The following is a 16,721-nucleotide window of genomic DNA, read 5'->3' on the forward strand; positions in this document are numbered from 1 at the left end:
GTCACTTTTGGCAAACGCCCCAAAAGTAACCAAAAGGTCTCGCCCCAAGCGTCCGGCCCCTCGCTAAGGCTCGGCGTTCCTTCGCTCCGGTATCCATCTGGGGGCATCGCCCTACGGTTGGCTTCGCTTCAACCTACATGCGATGGGTTCGACTGCGTCGAACGGCGCTGCGCGCCAATCCCCAGATGAACACCTCCACTCAGCCTCCCGAAGGGGCGGGTGAATCAAGATCAAAAGCGGCAGGCGAGCTAACGCTCGGCCTGTTGAGTGGTGAGGGGCGGGTGTGCACCGTTCAATGGTGGGGGGGGGCTTGTTCGTGAAGGCGGCCTGACAGCCGACCAATCTCTTTCGTCTGTACCTGCACGATCATTCCCACGCTCCCGCGTGGGAACGCCTCCAGGGACGCTCCGCGTTCCGCTTTTGAATGTTTAATCGATGTGTCAGAACGCAGACCTTTCCCACACATCTTTCAGGTTGTCCGTCGGAAGCGGGCTCTCTAGTCTTTGGCTGTCGCTGCACATTCAGCGACCGGGCGTGAGATCCCCGCAATAAGTAGGCGAAAGCCTCACGACCATAACGGTAAGTGATGGCTCCAATTGAGATTAGGAGCTACAGATGGATGACGGTAATTCTGATTCGAACTTCAATAAAACCAACCCTATCGCCGACACCCTGCGCGCCGAAGAATTACTCAAAGACCGCGAAGCCATAAAACGCGCGCTCGACTACTACCTCGATCCCCCAACGCCCTACACCGAAAAAAAACGCCGCCCCAGCACCATGTTCATGGTCGCCCCGAATATGGATACCGAAAGCCTCTTGGTCCACGCCTACGAATCGTTAGCCACGGCGAGTGTCCTGGCCAGCGATTTCGCCAACGACCTGACCGGCCCGCAGCGCTACATGGCGCTGGCGATTCAACAGAGCATCATGCTGGCGGAGCTGGCGGTGAACCGGGCGCTGGATAACGTCGATCCGCAGACGTAGGCAGGCGTTCAGTCAGATTGACCGCGTTATCGTTCTTCGCGGGCAAGCCTCGCTCCTACAGAATTCGATGTGATCGACACATGACCTGTAGGAGCGAGGCTTGCCCGCGAAGGCGGCAGGTCCGTCAGCACAAAACCCGACGGACTCGCTCGCGGCTTGAAGCTTGCGGCCTCCGACACAGGTATACTGCCGCCTTTCGCGGCTCGCCTACCGGGCCCGACTCTTTAGCATCACCCGGAGCTTTCATGACTTCCCCGACACAACCGCCGGTTGCCGACGCTTTGCGCGACGACCAGGCAGACCTGCCCGACAGCGTCGACTCCAGCGCCGACAGCGAAACCAAAGCGGCGATCCCGGCGTTCAAGTTTCCGTTCAAGCCGGGGGAACTGGCCGGCGCGAAGAGCACCAGCCAGCCTTGGTACAAGAATGGCGCCAAGAACGGCCACACCAAGACCCCGGGCGCAGCGCCTCCCGGCACTCGTCGTTCGATGGGTAAGCGCTGAGTTTTTACCTGCGCGGTGCGTGATCTGCCGTCATCGCGAGCCTGCTCGCGATGAGGCCATTAAATGCAACACACCCTCTGGCTCAGGCCGCCCGCAGCGAAATAAACGCATAGTTCAGCGGCGCTTCAGTCACCACCTGCGCCCCGGCCGCCAGCACTTGCCCGGCGATATCATCGCCAGACACATGAAACAGCCATTCTCCGCCCGACCCGGCCTGCGATTGCTGCGCCACCTGATCGATCACCATGGCAAACGCGGTCATGTCCGGCAGATATGCGGTAAACCCATCGCCTTTCAGCGCTGTCGTTCGAATCCCCAATAGCGCGCAAATCGCATCCTTGGCCTGAATCTCGTCGCGATCCGCCTGGCGGGAGCGCTGGATCAATCCTGCCAATTCCTGATCGACCAATTCACCGCCAACAATCAGATCCGGGCCTTTTTCCCATGACTCGGGCGGGCAATCCTTTGTTGCCGGGTTGAGCGGGATATGCGGATTGATTTCCATCGGATAGATGCGGCACACCAGCGGGCGGCGTTCGTAGATGCGGCAGAGGTTGTCTTCGTCAAGATTCCGGCAGGGGCCGACGTTGTAGGCGGCGAAGGTGATCGCCACGTGCGCTTCGCAGGTGCCGCTGCGAACCAGCGCCGAACGGCGTTCGGCGTGTTCGCGTTGTTGTGCTGGCAGGCCCAGGCCATTGGCGAGAAAGGCTTCCACCAGCACGATCACCTGGCCGCCATCGGCCGCCCACATGCGGGCTTCGGCCAGTGTCAGGGGAACATGGTGGTCGGTGCAGCATTTGCCACAACCGACGCAGGAAAACGGTGTATTCATTGAACGGCCAGTGACCTGTGAGGGCATGAAACGGCGACAGAAAGCCACCGCAAAGGCCTGTGCCAAAGCAAGTTATGCGCCAGTCACTGCGCTTTTGCCGTTGGACGGATGGAGTCCCATTCGGTGACGTAGGCGGTTTTGCTTTTCTTGTTGTAGAGGCACAGCTCGGTGCCTTGCTGGCCTTTCATGTGTTTTTGCGGGTACTGGCCTTGCAGCAGGAGCGCGGTATAACCGACCCGGTCATCGAACTGCGCGGCGTTGCCGACGGGTTGGGGTTTTTTCAGGCCGCTGGCCTTGGTGCAACTGGCGAGCACGGCTCTGTCGAAGGCGGCCCAGGCATCGGGGCTGGAGGCGTGGGCATGGGCGGCGAGGGTGGTGAGACAGAGGAAGGTCAGGGTGGTGGCTTTCATGATCAGGCATCCTTGGCGTGTAGTGGTCAAGGTCGGAGTATGCCTGATGGTTTGCTCGCGAAAGCGGTGTGTCAGACAGGCACCGGCTCCCGCCGGACCACATACATCCCGGCACTTTCATATAAACCCCGCGCCCGAAGGTTGTCTTCCCGCACCTTCAAATCCACAAAACCTTCGCGGCGCTGCGCAAACATTTTGAAAGTATGGAGCAGCAGCGCACGGCCAAGTCCGAGGCCTCGAGCGCGCGGGTGCACCACCAAATCCTTGATGTAGGCACTGGTCCAGCACTGGGCGACGCCGACGATGCCTTCGGCATCCAGAGCGATGAAGCACAGGGTCGGATCGTATTCAGGATCGGCTTCAAACCGCTGTTGCCAGACTTCCAGCGCCGGTACGCGGCCGCCGCCATCCCGATAGCCCAGTTCCATCAAGTGATGAACGGCTTCGGCAAGTTCGGGGCGGTACTCGGTCAGCTCAATGCCGTTTGGCCATGTGGCATGCGGCACATCCTCCGCGAGGTTGCGCCGCATCAGAAAACAAAAGTCCTCGGCCAACACTCAGTGACCTTGTTCGGCGACGACCCTGGCCGCCTCGATCAGGCACTTGGTCAGTTCTGGCGAGGAGAACTTGGTCAGCACCCCGTTGGCCCCGGCCAGTCGAGCCTTCTCGCTGTTCATCGCGCTGTCCAGCGAGGTGTGCAGCAACACGTAGAGGTGCGAGAAGTCCGGGGTTTCGCGCAAGGTGCGGGTGAAGGCATAGCCGTCCATCTCCGACATTTCGATGTCCGAGACGATCAGGTTGATCTGCTGGGCGGTGCCTTGCAGGTCCAGCAGGCAGTCGATGGCTTCCTTGGCGCTGCGGGCGGTGTGGCATTGCAGGCCGAGGTTGCGCAGGGTGTGCACCGATTGTTGCAGGGCGACCTGGCTGTCATCGACCACCAGAATCCGTGCATTGCCCAGTACTTCAGCCTCTTCCATGCTCAGTTCGGTCGGGGCCATTTCGATCTGCGCCGGCGCGATGCCGTGGATGACCTTTTCGATGTCCAGCACCTGCACCAGCGTACCGTCGACCGACGTCACGCCGGTGATGTACGAGCGCACGCCGCCAGAGCCGAAGGGTGGTGGACGGATGTCGGTGGTCAGGCAGTGGACGATCTTGCTCACCGCCTGAACGTGCAGGCCCTGCTTGGAGCGGCTGACGTCGGTGACGATCAGACAGCCACCGTTCGGGTCTTCCAGCGGTCGTTCGCCGATGGCGCGGCTCAGGTCGATCACCGACAACGACGCGCCGCGCAGGGTGGCGATGCCTTTGACGTGGGGATGCGACTCCGGCAGCTTGGTCAGCGGCGGGCAGGGGATGATTTCGCTGACTTTCAGCAGGTTGATCGCCATCAGCTTGCCGCTGCGCAAGGTAAACAGCAGAAGCGAAAGTGAATCTGCGCGGGCTTTGTTGGAAGACATAAAAACCTTCTGTGGAAAAGGTGAGGCGATTATGAGCATCGCCAACAGCTATCGATGCCGGGTTATCGACTTGTTGGGGGCTGGCTTTAGGGGAAATGCCCATTGCCAGCCAAACGGTGACCCTGTGGGAGGGAGCTTACCTGTGGCGAGGGGGCTTGCCCCCGTTCGACCGCGAAGCGGTCGTGAAACCAGCGATGAAGCTCTAGCTGGAAAAAGCGGGGAGCGCTTCGCACTCCAACGGGGGCAAGCCCCCTCGCCACAAATACCGCCCAACATAATAACCGCGTTATTTCATGCCCAACCGCTTGGCCATCCGCCCCAGGTTCGCCCGATCCAGACCCAGCTCCCGCGCCGCGCTGGCCCAGTTGTGCTGATGCCGTTCCAGGCAAGCGCTGATCAATTGGCGCTGATAGTGCTCGGTGGCTTCACGCAAATCCCCTGAAACCAATTCAGCTACCGGCGCAGCAACCACGGGTTCCGCTGCGTGTTCAACGCCGCCATTGGGCAAATCCAGATCCGCCGCGCTCAAGCTGAGAATCTTCGGCCGTTGCGTGCAATTACCCAGCGCCTTCAACGCGCTGCGGCCAATCAAGTGCTCCAGTTCCCGCACGTTCCCCGGCCAACCATACCCCAACAACGCCGCTTGGGCATCGCTGGTCAGGCGCAGGCTGTTGAGGCCCATGCGTGAGCGGTTTTGCTCCAGGAAGTAGCCGCTGAGCAACAGCACATCCCGACCGCGATCTCGCAATGCGGGCACCAGCAGCGGGTAAACGCTCAGGCGATGATAGAAGTCGGCGCGGTAGCGGCCGCTGCGTACTTCCTCGGCCAGGTCGCGGTTGGTCGCTGCGATCAGCCGCACGTCGACCTGATGTTCCTTGTCCGACCCCAGCCGCTGCAATTGCCCGCTCTGCAGCACCCTGAGCAATTTGGCCTGCACCGCCAGCGACAGTTCGCCCACTTCATCGAGGAACAACGTGCCGCCATTGGCCAGTTCGAACTTGCCGCGACGATCGTTCATCGCGCCGGTGAAGGCGCCACGCACATGGCCGAACAGTTCGCTCTCCACCAGTGTGTCTGGCAGGGCGGCGCAGTTGAGGCTGATGATCGGTTTGTCGGCCCGGGGCGACGCGGCGTGGATGGCCTGGGCCACCAGCTCTTTACCGACCCCGGTTTCCCCGGTGATCAACACAGTGAGATCGCTGCCGCCCACCAGATTGATCTCTTCCACCAGGCGCTTGTAAGTCTTGCTCTGGCCAATCATTTCACGGTTCTGCTGGCCGCTGGCCTGACGGTAAACCTCGGCGCGCTGATGTTCGTCTTCGACGCGATTGGCCAGCCGTTCGATGCGCTCGGCGGCGTTTACGGTGGCAGCGGCGAGGCTGGCGAAGGCTTGCAGGGCGTCCAGTTCGATCGGCTCGAAGCGCTCAGGGTCGAGGGCGTCGAGGGTCAGCAGGCCCCACGGGCGCTCGTCGATAAACAGCGGGCAGCCCATGCAGTCGTGGACTTCCAAATGCTCGTGCAGGCCATCGACCAGGCCGTCATAAGGATCGGGCAAGTCGCTGTCGGCGGCGAAGCGGGTCGGGCCGGGACTACTGAGCAGCACTTCGAAGCGCGGGTGTTCGCTGACCTTGAAGCGGCGGCCGAGGGTGTCGGTGCTCAACCCGTCCACGGCCAGCGGCACCAGCCATTCGCCGTCGAGTCGCAGCAGGGCGGCGGCATCGCAAGGGAGCAGGGCGCGCATGGCTTCGAGCAGGCGCCGATAGCGCTCGCCTTCGGGCAGCTCGCGGGACAGGTCGGAGACCAGGGGCAGCAGGGTCGTGAGCAGTAATTTTGCAGTCATAATGACTCCGTGTAGTCGCTATGACTATAAAGCGATGTGTGTCGATATGACTACTTTGTTTTTAACTGTTTGATTTATAAGGTTTTAATTGTTGGCATGGAAACTGATAAGCAAAGGGTATTCATATAAAGCCCAGGAGTTGCTCTTATGCTTAGCGTTCAAGACCGTGCCATCGTCAAGTCCACCGTACCGCTGCTGGAAAGCGGTGGCGAGGCATTGATCACTCACTTCTACCGCATGATGCTCTCCGAATACCCGGAAGTCCGCCCGCTGTTCAACCAGGCCCACCAGGCCAGCGGCGATCAGCCTCGCGCCTTGGCCAACGGTGTACTGATGTACGCGCGGCACATCGACCAGCTCGATCAGTTGGGCGACCTGGTGGCCAAGATCATCAACAAGCACGTGGCCCTGCAAATCCTCCCGGAACATTACCCGATCGTGGGCAGCTGCCTGTTGCGGGCAATCTCTGAAGTACTGGGCGACGAAATTGCCACGCCTGAAGTGATGAGCGCCTGGGGCGCGGCCTACAACCAACTGGCCGAAATCCTGATCGGTGCCGAAGCCAGTATCTACGACCAGAAAGCCCAGGCACCGGGGGGCTGGCGCGGCGCGCGGGAATTCATCGTGGCGGCCAAGGTTGAGGAAAGTTCGGAAATCACTTCGTTCTACTTCGAACCGGCGGATAAAGGGCCGATTCTCGCGGCCGAGCCCGGCCAGTACATCGGCATGAAACTGATCCTCGATGGTGAGGAAATCCGGCGTAACTATTCGCTGTCGGCGCTGGCGAACAAGGGCCAGTACCGCATCAGCGTCAAGCGCGAAACCGGTGGCCGCGCCTCCAACCATTTGCACGATCAATTGCACGTCGGCGCGAGCATCATGCTGTTTCCGCCAGCGGGCGATTTCACTCTGACCGCCAGCGACAAACCGCTGGTGCTGATCAGTGGCGGCGTTGGCATCACCCCGACGCTGGCAATGCTCGAAGCGGCGCTGGCGACGGAGCGGCCGGTGCATTTTATCCACTGTGCGCGCAACGGCAGCGTGCACGCCTTCCGCGACTGGATCGACGGGCTGGCCGAGCGTCATCCGCAGCTCAAGCGTTTCTATTGCTACGCCGAAGACGATGGCGTCAGCCCGGCGGCGGACAAGATTGGCCTGCTGAGCCAGGAGCAACTCGGCGAGTGGTTGCCGCAGCAGCGCGATGTAGATGCTTACTTCCTGGGGCCTAAAGGCTTCATGGCAGCGATCAAGCGTCACCTCAGGGCCCTGGGTGTGCCGGAGAAGCAAAGCCGCTACGAGTTCTTCGGGCCGGCTGCGGCGTTGGAGTAAGCGGTTGCGGCGACTCGGGAGACCGAGTCGCCTTCATCGCGGGCAAGCCTCGCTCCTACAGGTCACATGTCGATCACATCGAACTCTGTAGGAGCGAGGCTTGCCCGCGAAAGCTTCACCTCGGTCCCGATTCGTAAAAAACGCTTAAAGGTTAATCCGTTCTTAACCGGTTTATCGTTTATTCCCCGATGCTGATGATAGGCGCTCGTTCGTTTACATGATCAGGATCGCCCCATGACTCGCATCACTTTCTCCCGCCGTTCAACCCTGGCCGGCCTCGGCCTGACCGCTGCGCTGTTGGCGAGCCCCTTTGCTTGCGCCGAGCCGGCCTTGCTCCAGCCGCAATCCCTGATCGTCGATCAGAGTCTGCCCAAGGCGCAGCGCGATGCCATGGAATTGGCCGCCCGGCGTTATGGCAGCTTCTGGAACACCGGGGAGGAGGCGTTGGCCAAGGCTGCGTTGTCAGAGCAGTTCGTCGACAAGACCCCGCCCGAAGGCCGGGTTCAGGGGCCGACCGGGCCGCTGCTGGCGTCGAAGTTCTTTCGCACGGCGGTGCCGGACCTGAGCTGCGAGATCGAACAAATGATCATTGCCGGTGATCGGGTGGTGGTGCATTTGCACTTTCGCGGGCACTTCACCGGCCCGTTCAAGGCTCTCAAAGGTCAGGGGCAGCGTGTAGACTTCCGGGCAACCGATATCTATCAGATCGACAACGGTCGCATCGCGGCCAATTGGCATATCGAAGACAACATCAGCCTGTTGCAGCAGCTGCAAGCGCAGCCGCCGGCGAGCTGATCCACGGACACAGAAGGGAAACGCGATGAGCGAGGAAACAATGCGGTTGGGACGTGAACGGCGCTATCTGGTGTTGCTGGGCATCATCTGCCTGGCGCTGATCGGTGGCGCGCTGTACATGCAAGTGGTGCTGGGCGAGGCGCCGTGCCCGCTGTGCATCTTGCAGCGCTACGCATTGTTGCTGATCGCGCTCTTCGCGTTTATCGGCGCGGCGATGCGCACCCGCCGCAGCATCACGCTGTTCGAGGCGTTGGTGGTGATCAGCGCCATCGCAGGCGTCGGGGTGGCCGGGCATCACGTCTATACCCAGCTGTACCCGGAAGTCAGCTGCGGCATCGATGTGCTGCAACCGATCGTCGACGGCCTGCCGCTGGCGAAGATCTTCCCGCTGGGCTTCCAGGTCGACGGTTTCTGCTCCACGCCGTACCCGCCGATCCTTGGTTTGTCCCTGGCACAGTGGGCGCTGACGGCGTTCGTGCTGGTCGTGGTGCTGGTGCCGCTGCTCACTTGGCGTAACCGCAAAGCGCTGCGCTGAGGCCATCCGCCACACCGTTGCAGGAAACAAAAAACGCCCCGGTCCTCGTTGAGAGGCCGGGGCGTTTTGCATGTTCAAAGCTCAAATGAAAAGACCTTGATGCGCGACAATTATGGATGCGGCATGTGTGCGACATGTTGTCACAGCTCGAGTGTCGCAAGTCATTTCAAGACATGGAATCGGGACACCTTCAGGTACCTAAAACAGGCTCTGTAAGCCACTACCGCTTTCAGTGCCAATCAGCCGAAACAGGCAGTTTTAACAGGGGCTGGCGAATTGCCAAAGCCCTTGTCACATAGGGGGTAGAGCAGGGTCTGAGGCGAGCGCAGAGCCCAGGAAGCTGTCTGAACTTCGCGCGGTACACCTACATTTTTTGGTGTTTTTGTTGAGAATTAATTTCGATACCATGGCCCACTTTTGCAAAAACCGTGAATGATTGTTGCTGGAACGGATAAAAATTATTTCGGGATGAGACATGGTTTATGAATCGCTACATATCTACAATCGCCCGCACTGAATTCCCGGCACTGCTCATCCTGACTCAGGCTTATGAGTAGAACAGGGCGTCGAGAAGCCTGATGGCTTCATGCGACTCCCCATTGTCGGTGCCTTCCGACGATCCGCACCAAATGGAATTGGTCTGTAACAAGGCCCTTGACCACGAATTCGAATAAGAACACACCGCAGGCCCAGCAATTGTCGAACCGCGTCTGACGCGCGACGGGCAGGCCCTTATTCAATCCAAGAAAAATGCCAACCCTTGGCAGGGTGAAGTGTTGGCGATCAAAACCCAACTGCATTGCGCAAGCTGCTTTAGAGGTCGTGAGATGAGTAAAAACAGGTACCCCAGACTACTAGGCTTATTGCCGCTGCTCGGCACGTTGTTGCTGGGAGGCTGCAACATGACCTTGCTCGATCCCAAGGGCCAGGTCGGCCTGGATGAGCGAAACCTGATCATCACCGCAACGCTGCTGATGCTGTTGGTCGTCGTGCCGGTCATCGTCATGACGTTCCTGTTCGCCTGGAAATACCGCGCTTCCAACCAGGACGCCGTCTACACGCCAAAATGGTCCCACTCCACCAAGATCGAAATCGCGGTGTGGACTATTCCGGTACTGATCATCATTGCCCTGGGTTACGTCACCTACAAGTCGACCCACGCACTGGACCCTTACAAGCCGCTGGAATCCGACGTCAAGCCAATCACCATTGAAGTGGTCGCGCTGGACTGGAAGTGGCTGTTCATCTACCCGGAACAAGGCATCGCCACGGTCAACAAGATCGTGTTCCCGGCGCACACCCCGATCAACTTCAAGATCACTTCCGACGCCGTGATGAACTCGTTCTTCATCCCTGCTCTGGGCGGTCAGATCTACGCGATGGCGGGCATGCAGACCAAACTGCACCTGATCGCCAACCAGAACGCTGAAATGGACGGTATCTCCGCCAACTACAGCGGCGCGGGTTTCACCGGCATGAAATTCAAAGCTATCGCCACTTCTCAGGAAGATTTCGACGCCTGGGTAAGCGAAGTCAAAAAGGCACCTAAACAGCTTGAACAAGCTGAATACGCAGCCCTGTCCAAGCAGAGCCAGAACAACCCAGTCGAGCTTTACTCCTCGGTCACGCCGAACCTGTTCCAGATCATCGTCGACAAGTACGAAGGTATGAAACCGGGCAAGCCAATGCACCACGAGAAGAAAGAGCACGAAGTGGCCGCCATGGAAGGGATGGACATGAGTTCGCATTCAGCTGCCGGGGCAGAGGAGTAAACGATGTTTGGTAAATTAAGTTGGGAAGCGGTCCCGTTCCACGAGCCGATCGTAATGGTGACCATCGCCATGATCGCGCTCGGCGGTCTGGCACTGTTCGCTGCAATCACCTACTTCAAGAAGTGGACCTATTTGTGGACCGAGTGGTTGACCTCGGTCGACCACAAGAAAATCGGCGTGATGTACATCGTCGTCGCCATGGTCATGCTGCTGCGTGGTTTTGCCGACGCCATCATGATGCGTACCCAGTTGGCCATGGCCACCGAGGGTTCGCCTGGCTACCTGCCACCTGAACACTATGACCAGATCTTCACCGCTCACGGTGTGATCATGATCATCTTCATGGCGATGCCATTCTTCACCGGCCTGATGAACCTTGCAGTGCCGCTGCAGATCGGCGCGCGTGACGTTGCCTACCCGTTCCTGAACTCCCTGAGCTTCTGGCTGCTGGTTTCCGGCGTGGTGCTGATCAACCTGTCCCTGGGCGTTGGCGAATTCGCCAAGACCGGTTGGGTTGCCTATCCGCCGCTGTCGGGCCTGCAATACAGCCCGGGCGTGGGGATGGATTACTACATCTGGGCGCTGCAGCTATCCGGGTTAGGTACGACGCTGACGGGGGTCAACTTCCTGGCCACCGTGCTGAAAATGCGTACCCCTGGCATGAAGCTGATGGACATGCCGATCTTCACCTGGACCTGCACCTGGGCCAACGTCCTGATCGTGGCTTCGTTCCCGATCCTGACCGCTACCCTGGCTTTGCTGACGCTTGACCGTTACATGGATTTCCACATTTTCACCAATGAACTTGGTGGCAATCCGATGATGTACGTCAACCTGTTCTGGGCTTGGGGTCACCCCGAGGTTTACATCCTGATTCTGCCAGCGTTCGGGATCTTCTCCGAAGTCATCTCGACCTTCACCGGCAAGCGTCTGTTCGGCCACCACTCGATGGTCTACGCATCGGGCGCGATCTCGATCCTGGGCTTCATGGTTTGGCTGCACCACTTCTTCACCATGGGTTCGGGTGCCAGCGTCAACGCCTTCTTCGGTCTGGCGACGATGCTGATTTCGATCCCGACGGGTGTGAAGCTATTCAACTGGCTGTTCACCATTTATCAAGGCCGTCTGCGTTTCACCAGCCAGGTTCTGTGGACCCTGGGCTTCATGGTGACCTTCGCTATCGGCGGCATGACCGGCGTACTGCTGGCCATCCCGGGTGCTGACTTCGTACTGCACAACAGCCTGTTCGTGATCGCGCACTTCCATAACGTGATCATCGGCGGCGCGGTATTCGGTTACATCGCAGGTTTCGGCTTCTACTTCCCGAAAGCGTTCGGCTTCAAGCTGCACGAAGGCTGGGGCAAGGCAGCATTCTGGTTCTGGATCTCCGGCTTCTTCGTCGCGTTCATGCCGCTCTATGTTCTGGGCTTCATGGGCATGACCCGTCGTCTGAACGCCACCACCAACCCTGAGTGGGTACCGTACCTGTACGTTGCCATGTTCGGTGCGGTGATGATCGCTGCGGGTATCGCCTGCCAGCTGATCCAGCTGTACGTGAGTATCCGTGACCGCAAGCTGCCGCAGAACATGTGCGAGCACGGCGACCCATGGAATGCCCACACCCTGGAATGGTCGACTTCCTCGCCACCACCGTTCTACAACTTTGCCGTGTTGCCAAAAGCAGAAGGCATCGACCCGTTCACCGAAGCCAAGGAAAACGGCACCGCGTACAAGGCTCCGGCCAAGTACGAGCCGATCCACATGCCAAACAACACCGCGACCGGTCTGGTCATGGGTGCTCTGTTGACCGTGTTCGGTTTCGCGATGATCTGGCACATCTGGTGGTTGGCCATCGTTGGTCTGGTTGGCACCGTGGGCTACTTCGTGATCCACGCTGCACGTGATGATCAAGGCTATATGGTGCCGGTCGACGTGATCGAGCGCATCGAAGCCGAGCAGCACAAGCGTCTGGTAGCGGCCGGGAAAATTCCAGCCACCACCACCCGTGTTGAAACCTCGTTGGAACAGGCTTAAACCATGTCGAACTTAGTGACCAATGCTGGACACACCCATGTCGATGGACATGGGCATGATGACCATCACCACGACTCGGGCGAGATGACCGTATTCGGTTTCTGGCTCTACCTGATGACCGACTGCATTCTGTTTGCGTCGATCTTCGCGGCGTACGCGGTACTGGTTAACAACGTAGCGGGTGGCCCGTCGGGCCACGACATCTTCGAGCTGCCATACGTACTGGGCGAAACCGCTCTGCTGCTGTTCAGTTCGATCACCTACGGCTTCGCCATGCTGGCGTTGTTCAAGGGCAAGAAGAACCAGGTCCTGGGCTGGCTGGCCCTGACCTTCCTGTTCGGCGCCGGCTTCATCGGCATGGAAGTCAACGAGTTCCACATGTTGATCTCCGAGGGCTTCGGTCCTAGCCGCAGCGGCTTCCTGTCCGGGTTCTTCACCCTGGTCGGCACCCACGGTCTGCACGTGACCAGCGGTCTGATCTGGATGGCGATCATGATGTATCAGGTGCAGAAAAACGGCCTGACGGCGACCAACAAGACCCGTCTGAGCTGCCTGAGCCTGTTCTGGCACTTCCTGGACGTGGTGTGGATCTGCGTATTCACCGTTGTTTATCTGATGGGGACTATGTAAATGGCTAACGCTCATTCCCACGATAGCCACGACGCCGGCCACGGCAGCGTCAAGTCCTACGCTATCGGTTTCATTCTGTCGGTGATCCTGACCGTCATTCCTTTTGGCCTGGTGATGTACCCGTCGCTGCCAAAAGCGATGACCCTGTGGATCGTACTGGCCTTCGCAGTGATCCAGGTGCTGGTGCACCTGGTGTACTTCCTCCACCTGGACCGTTCCGCGGCGCAGCGTAACAACGTGATTGCGTTTGTTTTTGCCGCGATCGTGATTGTCCTGTTGGTAGGCCTGTCGCTGTGGATCATGTTCAGCATCCACACCAACATGATGGCGCACTGAGGTAAGTCCGGATGTCCTTTAAGCACTTTATCCAAATCACCAAACCGGGGATCATTTTCGGTAACGTGCTTTCTGTGGCAGGCGGATTCTTCCTGGCCTCCAAAGGGCATGTCGATCTGGCCATTTTCCTGGCCGCGATGATCGGCACGTCCCTGGTAGTAGCCTCCGGTTGCGTGTTCAACAACTGCATCGACCGCGACATCGACCTGAAGATGGAGCGCACCAAGAACCGGGTGCTGGTCCAGGGCTTGATCTCCCTGAAACTGGCCCTGGCTTATGCGACCGTCCTGGGTGTCGCCGGCGTTGCGTTGTTGTACAAGGTGGCCAACCCGTTGGCCGCGCTGTTCGCGGTGATCGGTTTTGTCATCTACGTCGGCTTCTACAGCCTGTACCTCAAGCGCAAGTCGGTTCACGGCACGCTGGTGGGCAGTCTGTCGGGGGCGATGCCGCCGGTGATCGGTTACGTCGCAGTCAGCAATAACTTCGACATGGCCGCGCTGACGTTGCTGGTGATGTTCAGCCTGTGGCAGATGCCGCATTCCTACGCCATCGCAATCTTCCGCTTCAACGATTACCTGGCCGCATCGATTCCGGTGCTGCCAGTGAAGCGCGGCATTGAAGTGGCCAAGAAACACATCCTGCTCTACATCCTGGCCTTCCTCGTGGCGACCTTGATGCTGACCTTCAGCGGCTACGCCGGCATGAGCTACCTCGCCGTCGCCGCGGCCATGGGCATGTACTGGCTGTACATGGCCTGGACCGGCTACAAGGCAGTGGATGACACGGTCTGGGCACGCAAGCTGTTCGTGTTCTCGATCTTCACCATTACTGCGTTGAGCGTGATGATGTCCCTGGACTTCAAAGTGCCGAGCGAGTTGCTGCTGACGTACGCGCCTTAAGCGTCGGATGCTGTAAAGAAAAGCCCCGCCTTTCGAGAGAATGGCGGGGCTTTTTGTTGGGGGCGATTCAGGTGGTTCTGAACTCGAGCCCCTTTTGCATAACTCTTGGTTGTGCGAAGGATCAGATTGTTTAGGAAAACGGAGTATGGCATTTAGGAAGTCTCCTAATGCCAGCACCTGCTTTGCTCGCTACGGTTCAGCTGGGCCGGGCAGGGATGAATGACCATCTCGGGTCAGGATTAGTATCGTGAAGGGAAATGGAATCAGAGGGCAAGGACGTGCAGGATTTTCAGCGATCTCTATTATTTTCAATCGTGTTGTCGATCACCTTTGGGCCGATTGCCTTGATTATATTGAGGCAGTCCATCTTGCATGGACGATTGAGCGCCGTACCAGGTGCGTTCGGAGCAGCCCTGGCGGATGCTCTGTATGCCGCAGTCGCGTTGATGGGGGTAGCGCTGATCAAAACCTTTGTATTGGGCTATCTGGATCTTCTGACAGTTGTCTCAATAGCCTATCTCTTCTATTTGGGTATAAGGATCACTGCGTCCTCTGATTCGACAATGAGCATCACACGCCAATCAGGCTTTTTCTCTGTGTTTGCGTTAACGCTGAGCAATCCGTTGACCATTGTGGCAATCACCTCTTATGTCATCGCTAATCACTCAGACGAAGCGACTGTTAACGTGCCTCTTTCGCTCGCTGGTTTTTTCGTCGGCAGTCTCGCCTGCCAGATGGTGTACGTAATGGGGGGCGATGTTATTGGAAGGGCATTGTCTGGAAGGAAAAGCACTCGCCTATTGAATTGGTCTAGTGGTCTTTGTCTGATCGTTTTCTCTTTATGGAAACTACAAGATTTCATCAGGGCTAAACCGTTTTTGTGGGCGGTTTGAGATGGCGTGCAGCACCTGAGCCGAGTGCCAATCTCGTGCGCGCAGGCAATAAAAATCCCCGCTCGATGGCGGGGATTTTTGTGTGCAGCGTTTAGCGTTACTGCGCGGCGATGCTGTAACCGTCGAACGCGGTCTGCTGCTGCAGCGCGGTGATGATGTTTTTTCGGTTGACCGGTTGTTCGGCCCCGGCATTGTCCAGGAACGTCTCGCTTTCCAGCTCCGCTTCTTCACCTTCGCCGACGAAAGTGAAGCCCAGGAATTCCAGCGCTTCACGGTCAACGTTCAGGCGCGAGCGCGGGGTGCGCAGGGGCAGGGTGACGCTGATGCCGTCCTTGCTGATGGTGAACACTTCGACTTCTTTTTTGGCGCGAGCCGCTTTGCTCTTGCCGCTGCTCGGGTTGCTGATGGCTTGGTGAGTCTGGTTCAGCACTTTCAGCGCCAGGCCATAAACGATTTCCTGGAACGCCGGGTCGTCCTTGAAGCTGGACAGAATGCGGCTGATCGGGAATTTGCTGCTCAGGTCTTCCAAGGCGGCAATATCGGCCGCTTCGGCGTCTTTCAATTGCTTGAGTTCGCCCATCAATTCGTAGGCTTTATCGTCATCGAAGCTGTCGTGAGCCTGGCGAATCGCGGCGCGCAGTTCGCGGATCTGGTCGCTTTCCCGGGTGGATTGAAAAGCGTCCAGAACCATCTCGCTGATGGTCTTGGCCTGAGGCACGTGTTGTGAAAGATTGATGGAGTTTTCGTATTCCGCTTTGGACGACAAGGTGACTACGGATTCAGCGGTATTGGAATCGGACATTGAAATTTCACTACTTCTTTAACTTGGATAGAGGCGAGAAAGCACAGGGCTTTTTCAGGCCGCCTAATCTATTGGACCAGCGCTGTGTTGTCACGGATGAACCGGTGGCTGGTCTGCATTTTTGGTGAGAGCGCTTTTAGCTGACTGACATCTGCGGGCGTTTTGCCTGGAGTGTCAGCAGCACCCGATAAAGTTTCAGCGCCCGCCCGCTGATCAATCCGCAGACAAAACCCGACGCCGTAGCCTTGAGCAACACCATCTCAAGCGTGACGGCGAACTCCGGATGCACCTCATCCTGATAGCCAAAGTAATAGTTCACGGCAAAAAACAGCAGGTAGAGCACCGGTGTTTTAACCGTGCCCGGCACGATCAGCCCGGTTTCCGGATCATCCAGCTCAATACCCTTGTGCGCAAATACAACCAGTGCCGTGAGGCTGCCCATAATGACGGCGGCCAACCAGCAGCCAATCGATAGTTGAGGGTTCAGCGTCAGGTTCAGCGAGTACAACGACCAGCCGAGCAAAAGCGGTGGAGTGACAAGCAACGACGTTTTGCTTTCATGGGTTGGGGATAAGGCTTTGACGCCGTAGTAACAGAGCAGCAGAAAGATCGCATAAACCCATAGCGGGGTGTTTTGCAGGGTATTGAGCATTACGTAGCATCC

General features: G+C 58.5%; 18 protein-coding genes. 11 read left to right on the forward strand and 7 right to left on the reverse strand.

Annotated elements, in window-relative coordinates; genetic code table 11:
- Positions 1–615: 615 nt before the first annotated feature.
- Together JUI81_RS30840 and JUI81_RS30845 are read left to right on the forward strand one after the other, a co-directional pair.
- Entirely contained in the window at positions 616–987 is a 372-nt protein-coding gene (locus tag JUI81_RS30840) for a DUF6124 family protein (RefSeq protein ID WP_204125625.1), read from the forward strand.
- 245 nt (positions 988–1,232) lie between these two features.
- The gene (locus JUI81_RS30845; RefSeq protein ID WP_204125626.1) at positions 1,233–1,490 is read left to right on the forward strand and encodes a hypothetical protein; all 258 of its coding nucleotides are present in this window, start codon (positions 1,233–1,235) and stop codon (positions 1,488–1,490) included.
- 82 nt (positions 1,491–1,572) lie between these two features.
- Here the strand turns inward: JUI81_RS30845 and JUI81_RS30850 are convergent, their stop codons facing one another.
- The 5 genes from JUI81_RS30850 to norR form a co-directional block, all read right to left on the reverse strand.
- A complete protein-coding gene (locus tag JUI81_RS30850; RefSeq protein WP_028939838.1) occupies positions 1,573–2,322 on the reverse strand; it encodes a YkgJ family cysteine cluster protein in 750 nt (249 codons plus the stop codon).
- A gap of 83 nt (positions 2,323–2,405) precedes the next feature.
- Positions 2,406–2,732, reverse strand: coding sequence for a hypothetical protein (locus tag JUI81_RS30855; protein ID WP_018930148.1), 327 nt, complete (start codon positions 2,730–2,732; stop codon positions 2,406–2,408).
- A 71-nt stretch (positions 2,733–2,803) separates the two neighbouring features.
- Complete coding sequence (locus tag JUI81_RS30860; protein WP_026331935.1) at positions 2,804–3,262, reverse strand: GNAT family N-acetyltransferase; 459 nt, start codon at positions 3,260–3,262, stop codon at positions 2,804–2,806.
- Between the two features lie 27 nt (positions 3,263–3,289).
- Positions 3,290–4,192 carry a chemotaxis protein CheV gene (locus JUI81_RS30865; RefSeq protein ID WP_018930150.1) on the reverse strand — a complete coding sequence of 301 codons (903 nt, stop codon included), beginning with the start codon at positions 4,190–4,192 and terminating at the stop codon, positions 3,290–3,292.
- A gap of 286 nt (positions 4,193–4,478) precedes the next feature.
- Positions 4,479–6,032, reverse strand: a complete 1,554-nt coding sequence (gene norR / locus JUI81_RS30870; RefSeq protein WP_028939835.1) for a nitric oxide reductase transcriptional regulator NorR — start codon at positions 6,030–6,032, stop codon at positions 4,479–4,481.
- A gap of 147 nt (positions 6,033–6,179) precedes the next feature.
- On the opposite strand from norR, the gene hmpA reads away from it, so the two are divergent.
- The 9 genes from hmpA (at position 6,180) to JUI81_RS30915 (ending at position 15,255) form a co-directional block, all read left to right on the forward strand.
- Positions 6,180–7,361: an NO-inducible flavohemoprotein gene (gene hmpA / locus JUI81_RS30875; protein WP_028939834.1), complete on the forward strand. Its 1,182-nt coding sequence runs from the start codon at positions 6,180–6,182 to the stop codon at positions 7,359–7,361.
- Positions 7,362–7,595: 234 nt separating this feature from the next.
- A complete protein-coding gene (locus tag JUI81_RS30880; protein ID WP_028939833.1) occupies positions 7,596–8,156 on the forward strand; it encodes an ester cyclase in 561 nt (186 codons plus the stop codon).
- 25 nt (positions 8,157–8,181) lie between these two features.
- The gene (locus tag JUI81_RS30885; protein WP_019582334.1) at positions 8,182–8,691 is read left to right on the forward strand and encodes a disulfide bond formation protein B; all 510 of its coding nucleotides are present in this window, start codon (positions 8,182–8,184) and stop codon (positions 8,689–8,691) included.
- Between the two features lie 827 nt (positions 8,692–9,518).
- Positions 9,519–10,463, forward strand: a complete 945-nt coding sequence (gene cyoA, locus JUI81_RS30890) for a ubiquinol oxidase subunit II (protein WP_019582332.1) — start codon at positions 9,519–9,521, stop codon at positions 10,461–10,463.
- Between the two features lie 3 nt (positions 10,464–10,466).
- Positions 10,467–12,497, forward strand: coding sequence for a cytochrome o ubiquinol oxidase subunit I (gene cyoB / locus JUI81_RS30895; protein ID WP_019582331.1), 2,031 nt, complete (start codon positions 10,467–10,469; stop codon positions 12,495–12,497).
- A 3-nt stretch (positions 12,498–12,500) separates the two neighbouring features.
- Positions 12,501–13,127 (forward strand): cytochrome o ubiquinol oxidase subunit III, encoded by a 627-nt coding sequence (locus JUI81_RS30900; RefSeq protein WP_019582330.1) that lies wholly within the window; start codon positions 12,501–12,503, stop codon positions 13,125–13,127.
- Positions 13,128–13,463 (forward strand): cytochrome o ubiquinol oxidase subunit IV, encoded by a 336-nt coding sequence (cyoD, locus tag JUI81_RS30905; RefSeq protein ID WP_096481055.1) that lies wholly within the window; start codon positions 13,128–13,130, stop codon positions 13,461–13,463.
- 11 nt (positions 13,464–13,474) lie between these two features.
- Entirely contained in the window at positions 13,475–14,362 is an 888-nt protein-coding gene (gene cyoE / locus JUI81_RS30910) for a heme o synthase (RefSeq protein WP_007941628.1), read from the forward strand.
- 257 nt (positions 14,363–14,619) lie between these two features.
- Positions 14,620–15,255 (forward strand): LysE family translocator, encoded by a 636-nt coding sequence (locus JUI81_RS30915; RefSeq protein ID WP_019582328.1) that lies wholly within the window; start codon positions 14,620–14,622, stop codon positions 15,253–15,255.
- Between the two features lie 97 nt (positions 15,256–15,352).
- On the opposite strand, the gene JUI81_RS30920 is transcribed toward JUI81_RS30915, so the two are convergent.
- Positions 15,353–16,057: a hypothetical protein gene (locus JUI81_RS30920; protein ID WP_018930160.1), complete on the reverse strand. Its 705-nt coding sequence runs from the start codon at positions 16,055–16,057 to the stop codon at positions 15,353–15,355.
- A gap of 136 nt (positions 16,058–16,193) precedes the next feature.
- Positions 16,194–16,709, reverse strand: coding sequence for a hypothetical protein (locus JUI81_RS30925; protein ID WP_111455312.1), 516 nt, complete (start codon positions 16,707–16,709; stop codon positions 16,194–16,196).
- Positions 16,710–16,721: the final 12 nt, after the last annotated feature.

It is taken from the genome of Pseudomonas sp. 008, from assembly GCF_016861935.1.
Classification (GTDB): domain Bacteria; phylum Pseudomonadota; class Gammaproteobacteria; order Pseudomonadales; family Pseudomonadaceae; genus Aquipseudomonas.

Bases quoted from the DNA above. Each gene is read 5' to 3' on its own strand.
- JUI81_RS30840 (WP_204125625.1), top strand. From the start codon at position 616: ATGGATGACGGTAATTCTGATTCGAACTTCAATAAAACCAACCCTATC.
- JUI81_RS30845 (WP_204125626.1), top strand. From the start codon at position 1,233: ATGACTTCCCCGACACAACCGCCGGTTGCCGACGCTTTGCGCGACGAC.
- JUI81_RS30850 (WP_028939838.1), bottom strand. From the start codon at position 2,322: ATGAATACACCGTTTTCCTGCGTCGGTTGTGGCAAATGCTGCACCGAC.
- JUI81_RS30855 (WP_018930148.1), bottom strand. From the start codon at position 2,732: ATGAAAGCCACCACCCTGACCTTCCTCTGTCTCACCACCCTCGCCGCC.
- JUI81_RS30860 (WP_026331935.1), bottom strand. From the start codon at position 3,262: ATGCGGCGCAACCTCGCGGAGGATGTGCCGCATGCCACATGGCCAAAC.
- JUI81_RS30865 (WP_018930150.1), bottom strand. From the start codon at position 4,192: ATGTCTTCCAACAAAGCCCGCGCAGATTCACTTTCGCTTCTGCTGTTT.
- norR (WP_028939835.1), bottom strand. From the start codon at position 6,032: ATGACTGCAAAATTACTGCTCACGACCCTGCTGCCCCTGGTCTCCGAC.
- hmpA (WP_028939834.1), top strand. From the start codon at position 6,180: ATGCTTAGCGTTCAAGACCGTGCCATCGTCAAGTCCACCGTACCGCTG.
- JUI81_RS30880 (WP_028939833.1), top strand. From the start codon at position 7,596: ATGACTCGCATCACTTTCTCCCGCCGTTCAACCCTGGCCGGCCTCGGC.
- JUI81_RS30885 (WP_019582334.1), top strand. From the start codon at position 8,182: ATGAGCGAGGAAACAATGCGGTTGGGACGTGAACGGCGCTATCTGGTG.
- cyoA (WP_019582332.1), top strand. From the start codon at position 9,519: ATGAGTAAAAACAGGTACCCCAGACTACTAGGCTTATTGCCGCTGCTC.
- cyoB (WP_019582331.1), top strand. From the start codon at position 10,467: ATGTTTGGTAAATTAAGTTGGGAAGCGGTCCCGTTCCACGAGCCGATC.
- JUI81_RS30900 (WP_019582330.1), top strand. From the start codon at position 12,501: ATGTCGAACTTAGTGACCAATGCTGGACACACCCATGTCGATGGACAT.
- cyoD (WP_096481055.1), top strand. From the start codon at position 13,128: ATGGCTAACGCTCATTCCCACGATAGCCACGACGCCGGCCACGGCAGC.
- cyoE (WP_007941628.1), top strand. From the start codon at position 13,475: ATGTCCTTTAAGCACTTTATCCAAATCACCAAACCGGGGATCATTTTC.
- JUI81_RS30915 (WP_019582328.1), top strand. From the start codon at position 14,620: ATGGAATCAGAGGGCAAGGACGTGCAGGATTTTCAGCGATCTCTATTA.
- JUI81_RS30920 (WP_018930160.1), bottom strand. From the start codon at position 16,057: ATGTCCGATTCCAATACCGCTGAATCCGTAGTCACCTTGTCGTCCAAA.
- JUI81_RS30925 (WP_111455312.1), bottom strand. From the start codon at position 16,709: ATGCTCAATACCCTGCAAAACACCCCGCTATGGGTTTATGCGATCTTT.